17 protein-coding genes and 7 tRNA genes are annotated in these 16370 nt (G+C 74.3%); 14 read left to right on the forward strand and 10 right to left on the reverse strand.

The window, feature by feature from the left end; all coding sequences use genetic code 11:
* The first annotated feature begins 154 nt into the window (after positions 1-154).
* Positions 155-1384 carry a uroporphyrinogen-III C-methyltransferase gene (cobA, locus tag ACIQU4_RS30870; RefSeq protein WP_403737567.1) on the forward strand — a complete coding sequence of 410 codons (1230 nt, stop codon included), beginning with the start codon at positions 155-157 and terminating at the stop codon, positions 1382-1384.
* 58 nt (positions 1385-1442) lie between these two features.
* Positions 1443-2309, forward strand: coding sequence for a TrmH family RNA methyltransferase (locus ACIQU4_RS30875; RefSeq protein WP_403737570.1), 867 nt, complete (start codon positions 1443-1445; stop codon positions 2307-2309).
* On the opposite strand, the gene ACIQU4_RS30880 is transcribed toward ACIQU4_RS30875, so the two are convergent.
* Positions 2306-3571, reverse strand: a complete 1266-nt coding sequence (locus ACIQU4_RS30880) for a serine/threonine-protein kinase (protein ID WP_403737573.1) — start codon at positions 3569-3571, stop codon at positions 2306-2308. The two genes, ACIQU4_RS30875 and ACIQU4_RS30880, sit on opposite strands and share 4 nt — an antisense overlap.
* A 557-nt stretch (positions 3572-4128) precedes the next feature.
* Here ACIQU4_RS30880 and ACIQU4_RS30885 point away from each other — a divergent pair.
* From ACIQU4_RS30885 to ACIQU4_RS30895, 3 genes are all read left to right on the forward strand, one after another.
* Positions 4129-4314: a hypothetical protein gene (locus ACIQU4_RS30885; protein ID WP_403737575.1), complete on the forward strand. Its 186-nt coding sequence runs from the start codon at positions 4129-4131 to the stop codon at positions 4312-4314.
* A gap of 231 nt (positions 4315-4545) precedes the next feature.
* Positions 4546-5586, forward strand: a complete 1041-nt coding sequence (locus tag ACIQU4_RS30890; protein WP_403737578.1) for a phosphotransferase family protein — start codon at positions 4546-4548, stop codon at positions 5584-5586.
* A 65-nt stretch (positions 5587-5651) separates the two neighbouring features.
* Complete coding sequence (locus tag ACIQU4_RS30895; RefSeq protein WP_403737581.1) at positions 5652-5957, forward strand: zf-TFIIB domain-containing protein; 306 nt, start codon at positions 5652-5654, stop codon at positions 5955-5957.
* Positions 5958-6009: 52 nt separating this feature from the next.
* Here the strand turns inward: ACIQU4_RS30895 and ACIQU4_RS30900 are convergent.
* The 5 genes from ACIQU4_RS30900 to ACIQU4_RS30920 all read right to left on the reverse strand — a co-directional run bounded on the left by ACIQU4_RS30900 (position 6010) and on the right by ACIQU4_RS30920 (position 6484).
* Positions 6010-6084: transfer RNA gene (locus ACIQU4_RS30900), tRNA-Val, on the reverse strand.
* A 49-nt stretch (positions 6085-6133) separates the two neighbouring features.
* Positions 6134-6205, reverse strand: a tRNA-Val gene (locus ACIQU4_RS30905).
* Between the two features lie 19 nt (positions 6206-6224).
* A tRNA-Val gene (locus ACIQU4_RS30910) sits at positions 6225-6296 on the reverse strand.
* Position 6297: 1 nt separating this feature from the next.
* Positions 6298-6371 (reverse strand) — tRNA-Cys (locus tag ACIQU4_RS30915).
* A gap of 40 nt (positions 6372-6411) precedes the next feature.
* Positions 6412-6484, reverse strand: a tRNA-Gly gene (locus ACIQU4_RS30920).
* A gap of 180 nt (positions 6485-6664) precedes the next feature.
* Between ACIQU4_RS30920 and ACIQU4_RS30925 the strand changes: the two genes are divergently transcribed.
* The 3 genes from ACIQU4_RS30925 to ACIQU4_RS30935 all read left to right on the forward strand — a co-directional run bounded on the left by ACIQU4_RS30925 (position 6665) and on the right by ACIQU4_RS30935 (position 9523).
* The gene (locus tag ACIQU4_RS30925) at positions 6665-7720 is read left to right on the forward strand and encodes a chorismate-binding protein (RefSeq protein WP_403737584.1); all 1056 of its coding nucleotides are present in this window, start codon (positions 6665-6667) and stop codon (positions 7718-7720) included.
* A gap of 16 nt (positions 7721-7736) precedes the next feature.
* Entirely contained in the window at positions 7737-8567 is an 831-nt protein-coding gene (locus ACIQU4_RS30930) for an aminotransferase class IV (protein WP_403737587.1), read from the forward strand.
* A 131-nt stretch (positions 8568-8698) separates the two neighbouring features.
* Positions 8699-9523, forward strand: a complete 825-nt coding sequence (locus ACIQU4_RS30935) for a GNAT family N-acetyltransferase (protein WP_403737591.1) — start codon at positions 8699-8701, stop codon at positions 9521-9523.
* Here the strand turns inward: ACIQU4_RS30935 and ACIQU4_RS30940 are convergent.
* Entirely contained in the window at positions 9520-10020 is a 501-nt protein-coding gene (locus ACIQU4_RS30940; protein ID WP_403737594.1) for a DsbA family protein, read from the reverse strand. The genes ACIQU4_RS30935 and ACIQU4_RS30940 overlap by 4 nt on opposite strands.
* A 216-nt stretch (positions 10021-10236) precedes the next feature.
* Here ACIQU4_RS30940 and ACIQU4_RS30945 point away from each other — a divergent pair, with 216 nt between their 5' ends.
* Both ACIQU4_RS30945 and ACIQU4_RS30950 read left to right on the forward strand, forming a co-directional pair.
* Positions 10237-10707: a hypothetical protein gene (locus tag ACIQU4_RS30945; protein WP_403737596.1), complete on the forward strand. Its 471-nt coding sequence runs from the start codon at positions 10237-10239 to the stop codon at positions 10705-10707.
* Positions 10708-10815: 108 nt separating this feature from the next.
* On the forward strand, positions 10816-10995 hold the full coding sequence (locus ACIQU4_RS30950) for a hypothetical protein (protein ID WP_030157343.1): 180 nt from the start codon (positions 10816-10818) through the stop codon (positions 10993-10995).
* A gap of 3 nt (positions 10996-10998) precedes the next feature.
* Here the strand turns inward: ACIQU4_RS30950 and ACIQU4_RS30955 are convergent, their stop codons facing one another.
* Both ACIQU4_RS30955 and ACIQU4_RS30960 read right to left on the reverse strand, forming a co-directional pair.
* A complete protein-coding gene (locus ACIQU4_RS30955) occupies positions 10999-11607 on the reverse strand; it encodes a CGNR zinc finger domain-containing protein (protein ID WP_403737598.1) in 609 nt (202 codons plus the stop codon).
* Between the two features lie 288 nt (positions 11608-11895).
* On the reverse strand, positions 11896-12309 hold the full coding sequence (locus ACIQU4_RS30960) for an SsgA family sporulation/cell division regulator (RefSeq protein WP_030011909.1): 414 nt from the start codon (positions 12307-12309) through the stop codon (positions 11896-11898).
* A 177-nt stretch (positions 12310-12486) separates the two neighbouring features.
* On the opposite strand from ACIQU4_RS30960, the gene ACIQU4_RS30965 reads away from it, so the two are divergent.
* Positions 12487-12957 carry a TIGR02611 family protein gene (locus ACIQU4_RS30965; protein WP_403737601.1) on the forward strand — a complete coding sequence of 157 codons (471 nt, stop codon included), beginning with the start codon at positions 12487-12489 and terminating at the stop codon, positions 12955-12957.
* Positions 12958-13003: 46 nt separating this feature from the next.
* Positions 13004-13075, forward strand: a tRNA-Val gene (locus ACIQU4_RS30970).
* A gap of 73 nt (positions 13076-13148) precedes the next feature.
* On the opposite strand, the gene ACIQU4_RS30975 is transcribed toward ACIQU4_RS30970, so the two are convergent.
* Positions 13149-15515 carry an SCO7613 C-terminal domain-containing membrane protein gene (locus ACIQU4_RS30975; RefSeq protein WP_403737604.1) on the reverse strand — a complete coding sequence of 789 codons (2367 nt, stop codon included), beginning with the start codon at positions 15513-15515 and terminating at the stop codon, positions 13149-13151.
* Between the two features lie 152 nt (positions 15516-15667).
* Here ACIQU4_RS30975 and ACIQU4_RS30980 point away from each other — a divergent pair, with 152 nt between their 5' ends.
* Positions 15668-16201 carry an SRPBCC family protein gene (locus tag ACIQU4_RS30980; protein WP_403737607.1) on the forward strand — a complete coding sequence of 178 codons (534 nt, stop codon included), beginning with the start codon at positions 15668-15670 and terminating at the stop codon, positions 16199-16201.
* A gap of 39 nt (positions 16202-16240) precedes the next feature.
* A tRNA-Val gene (locus ACIQU4_RS30985) sits at positions 16241-16312 on the forward strand.
* Positions 16313-16370 lie beyond the last annotated feature (58 nt).

Here is a 16370-nt window from a genome sequence, read left to right on the forward strand (position 1 = left end):
CCGGGGAGCCCGGGGGTGGAGCCCCGGAGGCGGTGGCGCGGGCCGTATCGTTGGACCCGGAGAGGGAAAGCGCACGTCACCCACCCCGAACCCAGCCGCTCCAGCGCAGCAGCGGCCCGCAGAAACCGCCCGCCGCACCAGGAGCCGCACCGCTATGGCCGAACACTCCGCCTACCCCGTAGGACTCCGTCTCGCCGGCCGCCGCGTCGTCGTCATCGGCGGCGGCCAGGTCGCCCAGCGCCGGCTGCCCGCGCTCGTCGCGGCCGGCGCCGACGTCCTCCTCGTCTCGCCCTCCGCCACGCCCTCCGTGGACGCCATGGCCGAGACCGGCGAGATCCGCTGGGAGCGCCGCCGCTACCAGGACGGGGACCTGGACGGTGCCTGGTACGCACTGATCGCGACCCGCGACCGGGCCGCCAACGACTCCGCCTCCGCCGAGGCCGAGCGCCGCCGCGTCTGGTGCGTGCGCGCCGACGACGCCGAGGCGGCCACCGCCTGGACCCCGGCCACCGGCCGCGTCGAGGGCGTCACCGTCGCCGTCCTGAGCGGCAACGACCCCCGCCGCTCCGCCGCCGTCCGCGACGCGGTCGTCGAGGGGCTGCGCGACGGCTCCCTCACCGCGAACCGCACCCGCACCCCCGGCGTCGCCCTCGTCGGCGGCGGCCCCGGCGACCCCGACCTGATCACCGTCCGCGGGCGCCGCCTCCTCGCCGAGGCCGATGTCGTCATCGCGGACCGGCTCGGTCCCCGCGACCTGCTCGACGAACTCCCGCCGCACGTCGAGGTCATCGACGCCGCGAAGATCCCGTACGGCCGCTTCATGGCCCAGGAGGCCATCAACAACGCCCTGATCGAGCACGCCAAGGCCGGCAAGGCCGTGGTCCGGCTCAAGGGCGGGGACCCGTACGTCTTCGGCCGCGGCATGGAGGAGCTCCAGGCCCTCGCCGAGGCCGGCATCCCCTGCACCGTCGTCCCCGGCATCTCCAGCTCCATCTCGGTGCCCGGCGCCGTCGGCATCCCGGTCACCCACCGCGGTGTGGCGCACGAGTTCACCGTGGTCAGCGGCCACGTCGGCCCCGACGACCCGCGTTCCCTGGTGGACTGGGCCTCCCTCGCCAAGCTCACCGGCACCCTGGTGATCCTGATGGGCGTGGACAAGATCGGCCTGATCGCCGCGGCCCTGGTCCGCCACGGCCGGCCCGCCGACACCCCGGTCGCGGTCGTCCAGGAGGGCACCACGGCCAGCCAGCGCCGCGTGGACGCCACCCTCGCCACCGTCGGCGAGACCGTACGGGCGGAGGAGATCCGTCCGCCCGCGGTCATCGTCATCGGCGAAGTCGTCAACGTCGGGGCCCACGCCGCCCCCACCGCCCCCACCGCCTGAAACACCCACGCCCCGCACGGCCGTTGGCACCACACCCCGGACAAGGCAGTATCACCCTGTGGCTGATCTCATCACCGTCGAAGACCCCGACGACCCCCGCCTGCACGACTACACGGGCCTGACCGACGTCGAACTCCGGCGCCGGCGCGAGCCCGCGGAGGGCCTGTTCATCGCCGAGGGCGAGAAGGTCATCAGACGGGCCAAGGACGCCGGGTACGAGATGCGCTCGATGCTGCTCTCCGCCAAGTGGGTCGACGTCATGCGCGACGTCATCGACGAGCTCCCGGCCCCGGTCTACGCCGTCACCCCGGAGCTCGCCGAACGCGTCACCGGCTACCACGTGCACCGCGGCGCCCTCGCCTCGATGCAGCGCAAGCCGCTGCCGGCGGCCGACGAGCTGCTCGCGGCGGAGGGCGCGCGCGCGGGCCACCGGATCGCCGTCTTCGAGGGCTTCGTCGACCACGCAAACCTGGGCGCCGCCTTCCGCAGCGCCGCGGCCCTCGGCATCAGCGCGATACTGCTCTCCCCGGACTGCGCGGATCCGCTCTACCGGCGCGCCATCAAGGTCTCGATGGGGTCCGTGTTCTCGGTTCCGTACGCGCGCCTGGACCAGTGGCCCGCCGATCTGGAGAAGGTCCGCGAGGCGGGCTACCGGATCCTGGCCATGACGCCGAGCCCGAAGGCCACTCCGCTGGACCAGGTCCCGCCGGAGCGCTTCGAGCGTTCCGCGATCATGCTCGGCTCCGAGGGCCACGGCCTGTCCACGTACGCGCTGCGGGCCGCCGACGAGTGGGTCCGGATCCCGATGGCGGAGGGGATCGACTCCCTGAACGTGGCCGCGGCCTCGGCGGTGGCCTTCTACGCGACCCGCCCGCCCCAGGCCCCGGCCTCGGCTCAGGCCTCCCAGGACCTGGAAGCCGGCTAGAACTTCTGGGCGGCGGCGATCCCCAGCGCCACGATCAGCGTGACCACGACGAACACGATCAGCCGCTGGCGCATCAGCCGGGGGTCCGGCCCCGAGGGGCGCCGCCCGGCTCCCGTCGTGCGCGGGGCCTGGCGGCCCCCCGTACGCCCCGCCGTCGGCCGGGAGGACGGGCCGCCCGGGTTCCGCGAGGACGAAGGGCGCGGGGACGAGGGCCGGGAGGACGAGGGCCGCGCGTGGCCTCCGCTGTTCGGGCCCTGCCCCTGCCCCTGCCCGTGGCCCTGCCCGTGGCCCTGGTCCGGCGCCTGGGGCGCGGGAGTGCCGCCCGTACGGCGCTCCGTGCGCTGGTCCGCGTATTCATCGGCCCGCTCCGCCAGCCGTCCCGTCGGTCGGTCGGCCCGCACGCGCTGCGCCGGCGGGCGCCCGTCGGACAGCCCCTGCGCCTCGCGGGCCGCGATCTCCTTCAGCCGCATCGACAGCTGGAGCGTGCTGGGCCGCTCCTCGGGATCCTTGGCCAGGCAGGCCTGCACGAGGGGCGCCAGCGCGTCCGGAACCCCCACCAGATGCGGCTCCTCGTGCACCACGCGGTACAGCATGACCTCGGAACTGCCGTGCCCGAAGGGCGAGTCGGCGGTCGCCGCGTAGGCGAGGGTGGCTCCCAGCGCGAACACGTCGGTCGCCGGGGTGACGGCGGCCCCGCGCACCTGTTCGGGCGCGAGGAAGCCGGGGGAGCCGACGGCCGTACCCACATGGGTGAGGGTGCTCGCGCCGGTTGCCCAGGCGATCCCGAAGTCGATGATCCGGGGGCCCTTGGGGGACAGAAGAATGTTCGAGGGCTTGAGATCGCGGTGGACGACCCCCGCCTCGTGCACGGCGACCAGTCCCTCGGAGAGCGCGGCCCCGATCGCGGCGATCTGCGCGGCCGTGAGGGGACCCTCCTCGGCCACCTTGTCGTGCAGGGAGGGGCCGGGCACGTACTGCGTGGCGAACCACGGGCGCTCCGCGTCCAGGTCCGCGGCCACCAGGCGGGCGGTGCACCCGCCGCGGATCCGGCGGGCGGCGGACACCTCGCGCGCGAAGCGCGAGCGGAACTCCTGGTCCTCGGCCAGGTCGGGCCGGATCACCTTGAGCGCGACGCGCTGGCCGCGCCGGTCCGATCCCAGGTAGACCACGCCCATACCGCCGGCGCCGAGCCGTCGGTGCAGCCTGAATGAGCCGACGACACGCGGGTCCTCGCGCCGGAGCCGCATCATCGCCATGTCCACCCCGCTGACCGGTCGTCCTGTTGACGTGCCACAGCTTACGGACCATCCGCCACGAGCGCTCAGAGGCCGCGCCCTCGCCGGAAGAATCGATTGTCAGTGCGGGCCAACCCACTTGAGGGTTCCTCACCCGCACGGACCCCTGCCCGTACGGCACTTGCCCGTACGGCCAAACGGCCCTCGGGCCAAGGGGATTGGGCATCCGGTCGGGGTCGTGCGCGGGGCGCGCGGCGGGCTGGAGCGCGTGCGCCGGGCGGGCGCGCGGGGTGATCTTGCGGGTACCCCGCCGGCGGACACGCATGCGCGGGGAGTGACGGAAGTGAGCGAACTCACTACCCTCCGGTCATCCCCTCCGGGATGACCCTCAGAACGGGGGACCGGTCTCCACCCAGGGGAGTACACGCACGACGGCCCGTCATCCTCTTGGAGGCCTGCCAAGGGATACGAGGGCAGGACGCCAGGGGACTTCGCCGCGCCTAGTGTTGAAGACAAGCGGCGGGTGGCGCACTCGTCCCCCGAGGTCACAAGCCCGCCGCTGCCAACCGACAGGGAGAGGACCCATGGCGGACATCACGCGGCCCGGACGCAAGGCATTCGCGTTCAACGGCCATGAGTCCGGCACGCGCCACCCACTGGTGGCCGCGGCCATGGTGCTCCCCCTGGCCGCCCTCCTGCTCTTCCTCTTCGGAGGATTCGACCAGGTGGCGGCACAGGCGTCGTCCGTGGGCGTGATGCTGGGGCGCTGAGCGGCGCCTCGGGTCCGGGAGAGCGGCCCGGACCGGGACATCGGCCTGTCGAACCCCGTGGGGACGGGGGCGCGACGGACGGCAGGTGAAGGGTGCTGCCCGTACGACTGGGGAGTCGGACGGGCAGCACCCTTTTTCATGCCGTCCCACACCGCCGTCCGCCGCTTCATGCGCCCCCGCGGTTCCGTAACCTGCTTCCGAGACGCCAGCGACGGGAGCCGTGGAGCCGCGATGAACCAGGAGCCACTGCCCGCCGCCCTCGCGGCGTACGCCGGCGCGGGGGAGCGGGGCGCCCCCTACGAGCTGCTCGCCGAGCGCGAGGACGGTACGGTCGTGCGCTGCGGAGAGATCGTCGCCAAGGCGCACGCCGGGGACAGCGACCGCGCGGGCCTCGCCGTACGGATGCGGATCGCCGCGGACGAGGCGCTGGCCGGGGTGCTGCTGGCCCCGCTGCGCCCCGAGGTCGGCTACCTCGGTGGCCGGCCGGTGTCCCTGTGGCCGTACGGGGCTCCGGTCGACCCGGAGCATCCCGAGGACGCCCCCTGGGAGGCGGCGGGGCGGCTGCTGGCGGCCCTCCACCAGGTCCCCGTGCACCGGCTGCCCGGCCCGGTCCCCCCGATGCGCGGTCCGGCCAAACTCGCCCGCGCCCTGCGCCGCCTGTCCCGGGCCACGGCTCCCGACGGGGTCCGGAGTGCCGCCGGGGTCCGAAGCCCCGGCGGCGCCCGTGGTCCCGCAGGGCCGCGGTCCGGGGCCGCGCTCGTGCCCGGACCCGCCGAGGGCCGGCCCGCCGGCGACCTCGTACGGGCCGCTGCGCGGACCCTGCCCGCCTGGGTGCGCGGGGAGGCGCCGGCGCCCCGCGGCGGGGCCCTGTGCCACGGGGACCTGCACCTCGGGCAGTTGGTGCGGGGGCCGGGCCCCGACGGGGGCTGGCGGCTCATCGACGTGGACGACCTCGGCATCGGGACCCCCGCCTGGGATCTGGCGCGGCCCGCCGCCTGGTACGCCGCCGGGCTGCTCGACACCGGCACCTGGGTCCGCTTCCTCGACTCCTACCGCGCCGCCGGCGGCCCCGCGGCCGGGCCGCCCGGCTCCGACCCTTGGCCGGAACTGGACCTCGCCGCCCGGGCCCTGACCGTGCAGACCGCCGCCCTCGCCCTGGCCAAATCGGCGGAAAGCCGTCGCCGACTCGATGACGTGGAGAGGTTGATGGTGGAGTCCTGTGCCCGAATTGCCTCCCTCCCGCCCGACTTGGAGGCGCAGGCTCCGTCGTAGGGTGAGGTTCACGCCACCGGGCATGCATCCGGTGTCGAAGCAGACGGCGAGGAGTTGATCCGGTCATGCAGTGTCCGAAGTGTCACGCGATGATGCACACCTACAACCGCAACGGTGTCCAGATCGAGCAGTGCAGCAACTGCCGCGGGATCTTCCTCGACTACGGCGAGCTGGAGGCGCTGACCCGCCTGGAGTCCCAGTACACCGGCGGCCAGTACGGCCAGGTCCCGCCGCCGGCCGCGCCCCCGGTCCCCTACCCGGCCGCGCACGCCCCCGCCCCGGCCTGGGGCGCCCCCCACCACGGCGGCCACGGCCACGGTCACCACGGCCACCACAAGGGCGGCTTCGGCCGGATGCTCTTCTCCTCCTGAGCGGCCACAACGCGGAAGCCCCGGCCGTCGAAACGGCCGGGGCTTCCGGAGGTGGTGCGCGATACTGGGATTGAACCAGTGACCTCTTCCGTGTCAGGGAAGCGCTCTCCCGCTGAGCTAATCGCGCGGGACTACGGTGCGGAACCGCAGGTGAAGCAGGTGGTGCAGATACTGCGTGCGCGATACTGGGATTGAACCAGTGACCTCTTCCGTGTCAGGGAAGCGCTCTCCCGCTGAGCTAATCGCGCGGGGATCCTTGCGGATCAGTGGACGATACTGGGATTGAACCAGTGACCTCTTCCGTGTCAGGGAAGCGCTCTCCCGCTGAGCTAATCGTCCTTGGAGGTGGAGACGGGATTTGAACCCGTGTAGACGGCTTTGCAGGCCGTTGCCTCGCCTCTCGGCCACTCCACCATGGAGCAGGTAGGGGTTCTCGGGAAGATCCCCCACTTCGAGCGGACGACGAGACTCGAACTCGCGACATCCACCTTGGCAAGGTGGTGCTCTACCAACTGAGCTACGTCCGCAGGTCACCGTGTTCGCTCCGGGGTTCTCCCCCTTCGCTCCCTGGCGACGTGTTGAACTCTAGCGGATTCCCGGGCCAGCTCAAAAACGCGTTTCCGCAGCGTGCTGCCACTCGATCACCACCGGTCACCCGGCGGTCACCTCACCGGCGCCGCGGCGTCACCGGTCATAGACTCGCAGCCGTGCACGACCTGCTTCCCCTGGCCCGCTTCGGCGGCCTCCTCGCGACCGACCTCCGAGACGTCACCAGCGACCCCTCCGCCCTCGACTCGACGGGCTTCTGGGCGGTCGCCGCCGACTTCGAGGGACGTCTGGTCTGCGCCCGCTTCGGCGACATACGCCCCGACCCCGTCCCGGCGCCCGTCCCGGGTGCCTGGCGCGGCCCCGCCGCCGACCAGTGGTCCTCCTCCCTCGACCGCGCGGCGTACACGGCCGGCGTACGCCGCATCCGCGAGTACATCGCCGCCGGCGAGGTCTACCAGGCCAACCTCTGCCGCGTGATGTCCGCGCCGCTGCCCGACCCGGACCGCGCCGACGTCGACGCCCTCACGGCCCTGCTAGCCCGCGGCAACCCCGCCCCGTACGCAGGAACGATTCGGCTGCCGGCCCACGGCGTCGAGATCGCCACCGCGTCCCCCGAGCTGTACCTGCGCCGGGCCGGCCGCCACGTGGAGTCCGGCCCCATCAAGGGCACCGGCCGCACCGCCGCCGACCTCCTGCCCAAGGACCACGCCGAGAACGTCATGATCGTGGACCTCGTACGCAACGACCTCGGCCGGGTCTGCGCCACCGGCTCCGTCGCCGTCCCCGAGCTGTGCGCCGTCGAGGAGCACCCGGGCCTGGTCCACCTGGTCTCCACCGTCAGCGGCGAACTCGCCGAGGGCGCCGGCTGGCCCGAGCTGCTCGCCGCCACCTTCCCGCCCGGCTCCGTCACCGGCGCCCCCAAGTCCTCCGCGCTGCGGATCATCGAGGCCCTGGAGACCGCCCCCCGCGGTCCCTACTGCGGGGGCATCGGCTGGGTCGACGCCGACCGCGGCACCGCCGAGCTCGCCGTCGGCATCCGCACCTTCTGGATCGACCGCCGGCGCCCGGGCGGCCCGCGCCTGCTCTTCGGCACCGGCGCCGGCATCACCTGGGGCTCCGACCCCGATCGCGAATGGGCCGAGACGGAGCTGAAGGCCGCCCGGTTGCTCAGGGTAGCGTCGGGAACCCATGAGGTGACCGGCACCCCTGGGTGAGCGGAGGGATCGTACGGTGAGGATCTGGCTCGACGGCGCGCTGCGGGACGCCGACAGCGCACAGGTGTCCGTCTTCGACCACGGGCTGACCGTGGGCGACGGCGTGTTCGAGACGGTGAAGGCGGAGCGCGGAGCCGCCTTCGCCCTCACCCGCCACGTGGACCGGCTGACCCGCTCGGCCCGCGGCCTCGGACTGCCCGACCCCGATCCGGACGAGGTGCGCCGGGCCTGCGCAGCCGTCCTGGGGGCCAATCCGCTGCCGCTCGGCCGGATGCGCATCACGTACACGGGCGGCGTGTCCCCGCTCGGCTCCGACCGCGGCGACGCGGCCCCCACCCTCGTCGTGGCCGTGGCCGAGGAGATCCGCCGGCCGGACGGCACCGACGTGATCACGGTGCCCTGGGTCCGCAACGAGCGCTCCGCCGTGGCCGGCCTGAAGACCACCTCGTACGCCGAGAACGTCGTCGCGCTGGCCGCCGCCCACCGGGCCGGGGCCTCCGAGGCCCTCTTCGCGAACACCGTCGGGCGGCTCTGCGAGGGCACCGGCTCCAATGTGTTCGTCGTCCTGGACGGGGAGCTGTACACGCCGCCCCTCGCCTCCGGCTGCCTCGCCGGCATCACCCGGGCCCTCGTCGTGGACTGGGCCGGCGCCAAGGAGGCGGACCTGCCCTTCGAGGCGCTGGAGCAGGCCGAGGAGATCTTCCTGACCTCCACGCTGCGCGATGTGCAGGCCGTCCACCGGGTCGACGGGCGGGACGTGGCCGTGGCCCCGGCCGTGCCGGGGCCCGTCACGGCCGAGGCGATGCGGATCTTCGACGCGCACGCCGGGGCGGACCTGGACCCCTGAGACGGGTGAGCGGTGTGACGGGCGGGATGGGTGGGACGGACGGGATGGGTGGGACCGGGGAAGGGGGCGGCGCCCGAACCGCCCGTTTAATGGCTGTCGCACGGGGCCGCAGGGCGGGTAGAACACGAGTGATGACCACCACCCTGCGGCCGAGCGGGCCGCTTCAGCAGAGCACCGGGGGCGCGCGGTCGCGCCCGTACGAGATCCGGGTCAACAGCAGGCGCGTCGGCGCGCTGCTGGTCGCCTGCGACACGCCCTTCGGGCCGACCGTCGGCGAGATCCGGGATCTCGCCGTCGACGAGCCCGACCGGCGGCGCGGCCGCGCCACGGTCGGGGCGCTCGCCGCCGAGGAGGTGCTGCGCGGCTGGGGCTGCCGCCGCGTCCGGGTCTCCGTGCCCGCGCAGTCGCCGGGCGGACTGCGGATGGCCCAGGCGCTCGGGTACACCGAGTACAGCCGCAACATGGCCAAGGACCTCCCGGCCGAGCCGCCCGAGCTCCGGGCGGGGGTAGTCGGCCGACCCATGACGCAGGCCGAGTACGAGGTCTGGCTCGTCGGGGCGGTCGAGGGATACGTCGCCGACTGGACCACCCGCGGCATGCCGGAGGAGGCCGCGCGGGCGAAGTCGGTGGCCGACCACGAACGCGCGCTGCCCCACGGACTGGCCACCGAGGGCACCACCCTGTCCGTCCTGGAGGCGGACGGCGTCCGCGTCGGCCACCTGTGGGCGGCGCCGAACGGAGAGGGCGCGTACGTCTTCGACGTCGTCGTCGCCGAGGAGCACCGGGGCCGGGGCCACGGGCGCGACCTGATGCTCCTCGCCGAACGCGCGGCCCTCGCCGGGGGCCACCGCGTCCTCGGTCTCAATGTCTTCGCGGGCAACACCCCGGCCCTGCGGCTGTACGAGTCCCTCGGCTACCGGACGACGAACGTCAACTACGCCAAGGACCTGCTCTAGGGGGTGTCCGCCAGCAGGCGGTCCGTGATCTCCTCGATGCGGGCGCGCAGGCCCTCCTGGCTCTTGCCGCCGTCGAGGCGCTCGCCGTCGATGACGTACGTCGGGGTGCCGGTCACGCCGATGGCCTTGCCCTCGGCCTGGTCGGCGTCGACGATCAGGATGTGCCGGCCGTCGATCAGCGCGGTGTCGAACTCCTCGGCGTCGAGGCCGAGTTCACGCGCCACGTCCAGCAGTACGGCCTCACCGCGCTCGCCGAGCTCCGCGGTGCGGGCCAGTACGGCCTCCACGTAAGGCCAGGCCTGGCCCTGCTCGGCGGCCTCCTCGGCGGCCTGCGCCGCGGCGAAGGCGTGCTTGTGCTTCTCCAGCGGGAAGTGGCGCAGCCGGATGTCCAGCCGGTCGCCGTAGCGGGCCCGCAGGGCGCGTACGTCGTCCAGGGCGCGGTGGCAGTCCGGGCACTGGAGTTCGCACCAGACGTCGAGGATCACGGAATCGGTCATGGGTCCAGTGTCCCAGCCGCCGGTCGCGCCCATCGAAACGCACCCCTGCCGTGCCCCTGCCGCGCCCCCTCCCGGACCCCTTCGCGCACCCCCCGAGGAGGAGGCGCGACCCCGAGATCTCCCGGAGATCGGCGCCGGATCCGCTCGGGCCATGGCCGCTGCGGTGGTGCCCGGTGCAGGATGGAAGGGACAGATCGCCCACCCCTGGAGGACCGCATGCTGGCCGAGACCATATGTTCCGCGGTGTCCGCGGCGGGCCTGGGCATCGCCGCGGTGACCGCGTACCGCAAGCGCTTCCTCGCCGCCACGCGGATCGCGGCGTACGCGCTGGTGCCGGTCGCCCTGGTGCTGACGGGCCTCGTGGAATGGGCGTCCAAAATCGTCTTCGACCCGACCGTCTGGGCGGGCTTCGGGCTGCTCGGGCTCTCCTGGGTGCTGTTCATGACCACGCGCGCCATCGAGCGGCGCGGGCTCGGTGCGGGGGAGAAGCCCGCCAAGCCCGTCAAGCCGGCCAAGGCGCCGAAGGCGGCCAAGGGGAGCCCCGCGCAGGAGGCCGTGGCCCCTGCCGCGTCCGCCCCCTCGCTGGGGCAGGGCGCCCCTCCGCAGCCGGCGTCCCGCCAGGCCCCCGCCACTCCTGCGGACGATTTCTCCGACATCGAAGCGATTCTGAAGAAGCACGGCATCTGAGGTCGGGAGCGGTATCGCCGCGGGCCTGACAAGAAGGGGTGAACTCCCGCGTAAAGGCTGGCGTGTTGGGGGCTGTTCCCGTGCGCCCTGCGCGATCATCGCCCCGACATGCTCGACACATCGCAGGGCGACCCGCCGGTTCCCGCACCGGCCCCGGTCCCCGCCCCCGTCGCCGACGAGCCGCGAGGCTGCCTCTTCGCGCTCTCCCAGCCGCCCCTGATGATCTTCCTAGGAGTGATCGGCACCCTGTTGCTGCTGGCCGCCGTTCATGACCTCTTCCTGCTGTGAGCCCTACTGCGCGTCCGGCTGGGCGTCCTGCCGCTGGGCGTCCGGCTCCGGAGGGCCTGCGTCGGCCTCCTTGCGCCGGGCCCGGTACGCCGCCACGTGCAGCCGGTTCCCGCAGGTCCGGCTGTCGCAGTAGCGCCGGGAGCGGTTCCGGGACAGGTCCACGAAGGCCCGCCGGCAGTCGGGGGCCTCGCAGCGGCGCAGCCGCTCCTGCTCGCCGGAGACCACGATGAAGGCCAGTGCCATGCCGCCGTCGGCCGCGAGGTGGTCGCCCAGCGAGGCGCCCGGCGCGAAGTAGTGGACGTGCCAGTCGTAGCCGTCGTGGTCGGTCAGCTGCGGGGTGGTGCCGGCGGTCGCCACCAGCTCGTTGATGAGCCCGGCCGCGGTCCGCGGGTTGGGCGCGCCGAAGACCTGTGCGAACTTGCCGCGGACCGTCCGTACGCCGGAGAGGTCGCGGGCGCCGAGCTCGCCGATGTCGCTGATCTTGTACTCGCGTACGAATTCGCGCAGTGAGCCGACGTCCGCCAGTCCGTCGGGATGGTCCGTCTCGGCCGCGGTGTTCACCAGCGCGACGACGACGTCGAGCGCGCGACGGGTGTCGTGGGGAATCTGCACGGGGGTCGCTCCCTGGGGCCGGGCCTGCGGCGACGGACCAGTGCCGCCGCTGGGGGCCGACTCTAGCCGTGACCGGCCGGAACCGGGAGGGACCCCTGTGACGGACGCGTCACCAGTGGCGAGGTGGACCCCGCCACGCACACCGGCGCCGCCCTTGCGGACGGCTTCCGCAAGAACAGCGCCAGCACTGCCGTATGAGGTTTTCGTCCAGCCCGCACCGTCGCCCCGAGTCGGACGGTGCGGAGTGGCCCCCGGCGCGTGCCGGGAGGTGCTCCCTGAGGGCCTGGCTCAGCTTTCGGCCAGGATGTGGGAGAGCTCCTTGTCGAGGTCGAAGTGCCGGTGTTCGGTCCCGGGTGGAACCGCGGCGTCCGTCCGCTTGAGGAACGATTCGAGTGCGCGGGCGGGTGCTTCGAGCAGTGCTTCTCCCTCCGGTGAGCTCAGGGCGATGCAGACGACGCCCTGACCGTGGCTGCGGGACGGCCAGACGCGGACGTCTCCGGTTCCGGTGGGCCGGTGGAGGCCCTCGGCGAGGAGGTCGCGGGCGAAAACCCACTCGACCGTCTCCTCGGCGCCGGTGTGGAAGGTGGCGTGCACGGCGTAGGGATCGGCCGTGTCATACCGCAGGCCCGCCGGGACAGGCAGTGAGGACTCGCTCGACACAACGAGGCGCAGGTGCAGCTCGCAGCTGACCGTGGTGTTCATAAGCGCCAGGGCCTTTCGCTCAGTGTGCGCTCGGGGATTCGCACGTCGGCGAAATCGACATGCCACCTACGGTGCCGTTGTAAACCCCTCTGACCGTTTTGCGGACCTCTGGGTCCCTCGGACGGCGGATCCAAAGCGCCATTCACGTGTGCTTCCGGCTCCGGTAGATTCGGGCTCATGAATACGGGGAGTGACCGCGGGACCCAAGGGTCCGCAGCCGAGTCCGGAGCCGAGTCCGCAGCCGACGACACGACTCAGCAGACCACGCAAGAAGCGCAGCACGTATCGAAGGCTCCCGCCTTCATCAAGTCGCGCCGCACCCTGCACGTGAGCTGGCAGGTCGGCGTCTTCATCGTCGGCCTCGCCGTCATCGGCGCGGGCGTGGCCATGCTCGTCCTGCCCGGCCCCGGCTGGGTCGCGATCTTCGCGGGCCTGGCGATCTGGGCCACCGAGTTCGCCTGGGCCCACCTGGTGCTGCGCTGGACCAAGCGCAAGGTGACCGAGGCCGCGCAGAAGGCGCTGGACCCCAAGGTCCGCCGCCGCAACCTCATCCTGACCGGCGTCGGGCTCGTGATCGCGGGCGCGCTGATCGGCTTCTACCTGTGGAAGTACGGGCTCGCGCTGCCCTGGAACCTCAAGGACCAGTGATGGTCGGGAACCACCGCTGACATGGGGTAATGTTTGCGGTGCGTCCGGGCGATTAGCTCAGTGGGAGAGCACTTCGTTCACACCGAAGGGGTCACTGGTTCGAACCCAGTATCGCCCACCCGGACCAAGGGCCCGGAGACTTTCAGAGTCTCCGGGCCCTTGGCGTTTCCCCGCTCCCGCCGCTCCCGCCGCTACCTCAGCCGGCCGAGGGCCGCCCGCAGCCGGCGCGCGTCCCGCAGCCGCCTCTCGTACGTCGCCCCCACCACCAGGAGCAGCAGCCCCGCCAGCGCCGGCGGCAGCCAGCGCGGCAGCGCGTCGACGACCTGGACCACGTACGGGGCCAGCTCGTGCAGGGCGACCGCCCCGAGGGTGGCGCCGCCGAGCAGCAGCGGGGCCTGGAGCCGCCGGTGCGCGCCGAGCAGGGTCACCGCCAGCGCCGCCAGGCCCAACAGCAGCGGCCGCAGCCAGTGCGGATCGCCCCAGGCGGCGAGGAGGCTCGGCAGCAGCGTCGCGCCCAGCCCCGGCCCGTACGCCGTCCACGACGAGGCCTGCGCGTCCCGGCGGCGGCGTACGAAGCCCACCGCCAGCGCGGGCACCGTCACCGGCAGCGTGTACGCCTCCGGCACCTGCACCCCCGACGCCGACAGGCGGATCCACGTCGCCGCCACGAACAGGGCTCCGGCCGCCCAGCCGAGCCCGCGCCGCTCCGCCCGTACCGCCGCGCCCGCGCAGACCACCCCGGCCAGCGCGCACACGAGCGCCGCCCGGGCCGGCTCCCAGGGCCAGCTCGCGAGGAGCAGCGCCACCGCGCCGACCGCGCCCGCCGCGGCCTCCGCCGGGAGCCGCACCCGGCCCAGCCGCGGGCCGGCCGCGGCCACCGCCGCCGGGACCGCCAGCAGCGGCAGCGCCCACCAGGACGCCGCGAGCCCCCACAGCGCCCCCAGCGCCGCCGTCACGGCCGCCGCGTACCCGACGGCCAGCACCGCCGCCCCGGCCCGCACGGGCAGCGGAGCGGGCCGCCGCGCCGCCCCCGCCGCGCAGCCCGCACCCAGCAGCCCGAACACCACGAAGGTGGCGGTACGGCCGTCCAGCGCGGCCACCGACAGGTTCAGCGCCCCCACCACCGCGCACACCGCGGCCGCGTACCCCGGGCCGCGCCCGAGCCGTAGCGCGCACACCCCGGCCGCCGCCGTCACCGCCAGCTGGGCCGCGAGCACCGCCGCCACCGGCAGCCCGGACAGCAGCGGCGCCGTGAACAGCCCCGCCCAGCCGAGCGCCACCGCGATCACGCCCGCCTCCGGGCGCGGCAGCACCCGCGCCAGCCACCCGGCCGCCCCCGCCGCCAGCAGCAGGGTCACCGCGGCCGCCGGGCCCGGCCCGTACGCGTCCCGGGACGGGGTCGTCGCCGCCCACACCTCGCCCAGCACCCCGACCCGGGACCCGAGCGAGCCGACCGCCGCCACCAGTGCCGACAGCGCCGCCGGGGCGGCCACCCCCGCCCCGGCCCGCGCCAGGCCACGGCGCACCGCCGCCGGGAGCATGCTCGCCCGTACCGCAGCCAGCAGCGGCAGGGCGAGCAGCAGGAGCACCACCACGGCCCAGTCCCGCGCCAGCAGCGGCCGGACCGGGCCGCCGAGCGCCGCCACCCCCGCGAGGGCGCCCACGACCGAGGCCGCCATCGCCGAGGGCTCCCGCCAGGCCACCCCCACGCCCAGCGCCGCGCAGGCCGCCAGAAGCAGCGCCGGACCGGCCGCCGCCCCCGCCGAACCCGCCTGCGCCATCTGCCACAGCCCGCTCAGCAGGGCCCCCGCCCCCAGAACGCCCGCGCTCACCGCCGCCGGGCCGAACACCGCCGCCCGGGCCCGGGCCCCGGGCACCAGCAGTACGAGCGCCGCGTCCAGCGCCGCCGTCGCCAGCAGCGCCCAGCCGCTCCCCACCGGCCCCGCCGCCGCGGCCACCGCCGCCAGCGGCAGCGGGAGCTGCGCCGTCAGCACCGCCGCCGGGAGCGGGACCACCAGCCCCGGCAGCACCCGGGCGTACCCCGCCCACAGCGCCGCCAGTACGGCCGCCGCCCACGCCGCGTACGCCGTGCCGTCGGTCTGCGGCGTCGCGACCGCGTACACCGCGTACGCGTCCAGCACCGTCAGCAGCAGCCCCACCGCCGCCACCGACTCGGCCGTCGACCGCAGCCCGCGGCGCAGCAGCAGCGCGGGCGCGCCCAGCGCCGCCGCCGTCACCACGGCCAGCACCGCGCTGCGCCCGGCGATCCCCAGGGACCCCCAGCTGACCAGCGTGAACGCCAGCGCGGCCACCGCGAGCAGCACCGCACCCAGCGTCAGCAGCACGTTCTGCGCACCGGGGCTCGAGGCCTCCTGCCGGCGGGCCGGGGAGACGGAAGCGGCCGGCGCCCAGCCGTTCGGTGCCGGCAGCCGCAGCAGCCAGTCCCGCCGGGCCAGCAAGTACGTGCGCCGGGCGTCGAGTTGAGCCAGCTCCCGGTCGATGAGCGCCAGCTCGCGGTCGGGTGGCAGCGGTATGCCCGGTGGTGGTGGAGTCGCCATGTTCCGGAGTGTGGCGCCCGTCACGCCGTCAGGACATGGGCGCGCGTACTCAGATCCGCGCTGAGTACACGGGAGTACGCAGCCGTACCCACGGAAGGGTGGATGCGGCGGAGCGGGCCCCGCTCGCCGCCCCGCCGGTCCAGACTGGGGCCATGGACCGCAGCCGCCTGGACCGCTGGAACCGCTACCGCTTCCGCACCGTGTGGGACCTCGACGCCCCGCCAGCGCGGGTCTACTCCGTACTGGAGCAGGCCGGCGACTACCCGCGCTGGTGGCCCCAGGTCCGCGCGGCCGAGCAGATCGGCGGGCACGGCGGGCACGGCGGGGACAGCGGGCACAGCGGCCACGGCGGGTACAGCGGCACGCTGCTCATCCGCTCCCTCCTCCCGTACGAGATCCGGATGACCGCCACCGAACTGCTCCGCGATCCCGGGCGCGGCCTCCTGGAGGCGGCCCTGCACGGGGACATCGAGGGCTGGGCCCGGTGGACCGTGCGGGCCCGCCGGGGAGCGGGCGGCCGCGGGACACGGGCCCTGTACGAACAGGAGGTCGAGGTGCGCAGCCCCCTGTTGAGGCGTCTCGCGGTGCCCGTGCGGCCCGCGTTCCGCCTCAACCACGCCCTGATGATGCGGGCCGGACGGCACGCGCTCGCGGCCCGGCTGGCCACCCCACCGGAAGCGGTTTGAACCAGACCCCGTGCCTCTTGTATTGTTCAACCCGTTCCCGGGCGATTAGCTCAGCGGGAGAGCACTTCGTTCACACCGAAGGGGTCACTGGTTCGATCCCAGTATCGCCCACCGGGTCAGGCCGGTCCGTCTCACGACGGGCCGGCCTTCCGCACGTCCGGGGCCCGTT

Source organism: Streptomyces sp. NPDC090741, assembly GCF_044769045.1.
GTDB lineage: Bacteria > Actinomycetota > Actinomycetes > Streptomycetales > Streptomycetaceae > Streptomyces.

Excerpts from the sequence above, each read along its gene's own strand:
- cobA (WP_403737567.1), top strand. The coding sequence starts at position 155 with ATGGCCGAACACTCCGCCTACCCCGTAGGACTCCGTCTCGCCGGCCGC.
- ACIQU4_RS30975 (WP_403737604.1), bottom strand. The coding sequence starts at position 15,515 with ATGGCGACTCCACCACCACCGGGCATACCGCTGCCACCCGACCGCGAG.
- ACIQU4_RS30940 (WP_403737594.1), bottom strand. The coding sequence starts at position 10,020 with ATGACCGATTCCGTGATCCTCGACGTCTGGTGCGAACTCCAGTGCCCG.
- ACIQU4_RS30935 (WP_403737591.1), top strand. The coding sequence starts at position 8,699 with ATGACCACCACCCTGCGGCCGAGCGGGCCGCTTCAGCAGAGCACCGGG.
- ACIQU4_RS30895 (WP_403737581.1), top strand. The coding sequence starts at position 5,652 with ATGCAGTGTCCGAAGTGTCACGCGATGATGCACACCTACAACCGCAAC.
- ACIQU4_RS30950 (WP_030157343.1), top strand. The coding sequence starts at position 10,816 with ATGCTCGACACATCGCAGGGCGACCCGCCGGTTCCCGCACCGGCCCCG.
- ACIQU4_RS30980 (WP_403737607.1), top strand. The coding sequence starts at position 15,668 with ATGGACCGCAGCCGCCTGGACCGCTGGAACCGCTACCGCTTCCGCACC.
- ACIQU4_RS30885 (WP_403737575.1), top strand. The coding sequence starts at position 4,129 with ATGGCGGACATCACGCGGCCCGGACGCAAGGCATTCGCGTTCAACGGC.
- ACIQU4_RS30945 (WP_403737596.1), top strand. The coding sequence starts at position 10,237 with ATGCTGGCCGAGACCATATGTTCCGCGGTGTCCGCGGCGGGCCTGGGC.
- ACIQU4_RS30960 (WP_030011909.1), bottom strand. The coding sequence starts at position 12,309 with ATGAACACCACGGTCAGCTGCGAGCTGCACCTGCGCCTCGTTGTGTCG.
- ACIQU4_RS30965 (WP_403737601.1), top strand. The coding sequence starts at position 12,487 with ATGAATACGGGGAGTGACCGCGGGACCCAAGGGTCCGCAGCCGAGTCC.
- ACIQU4_RS30890 (WP_403737578.1), top strand. The coding sequence starts at position 4,546 with ATGAACCAGGAGCCACTGCCCGCCGCCCTCGCGGCGTACGCCGGCGCG.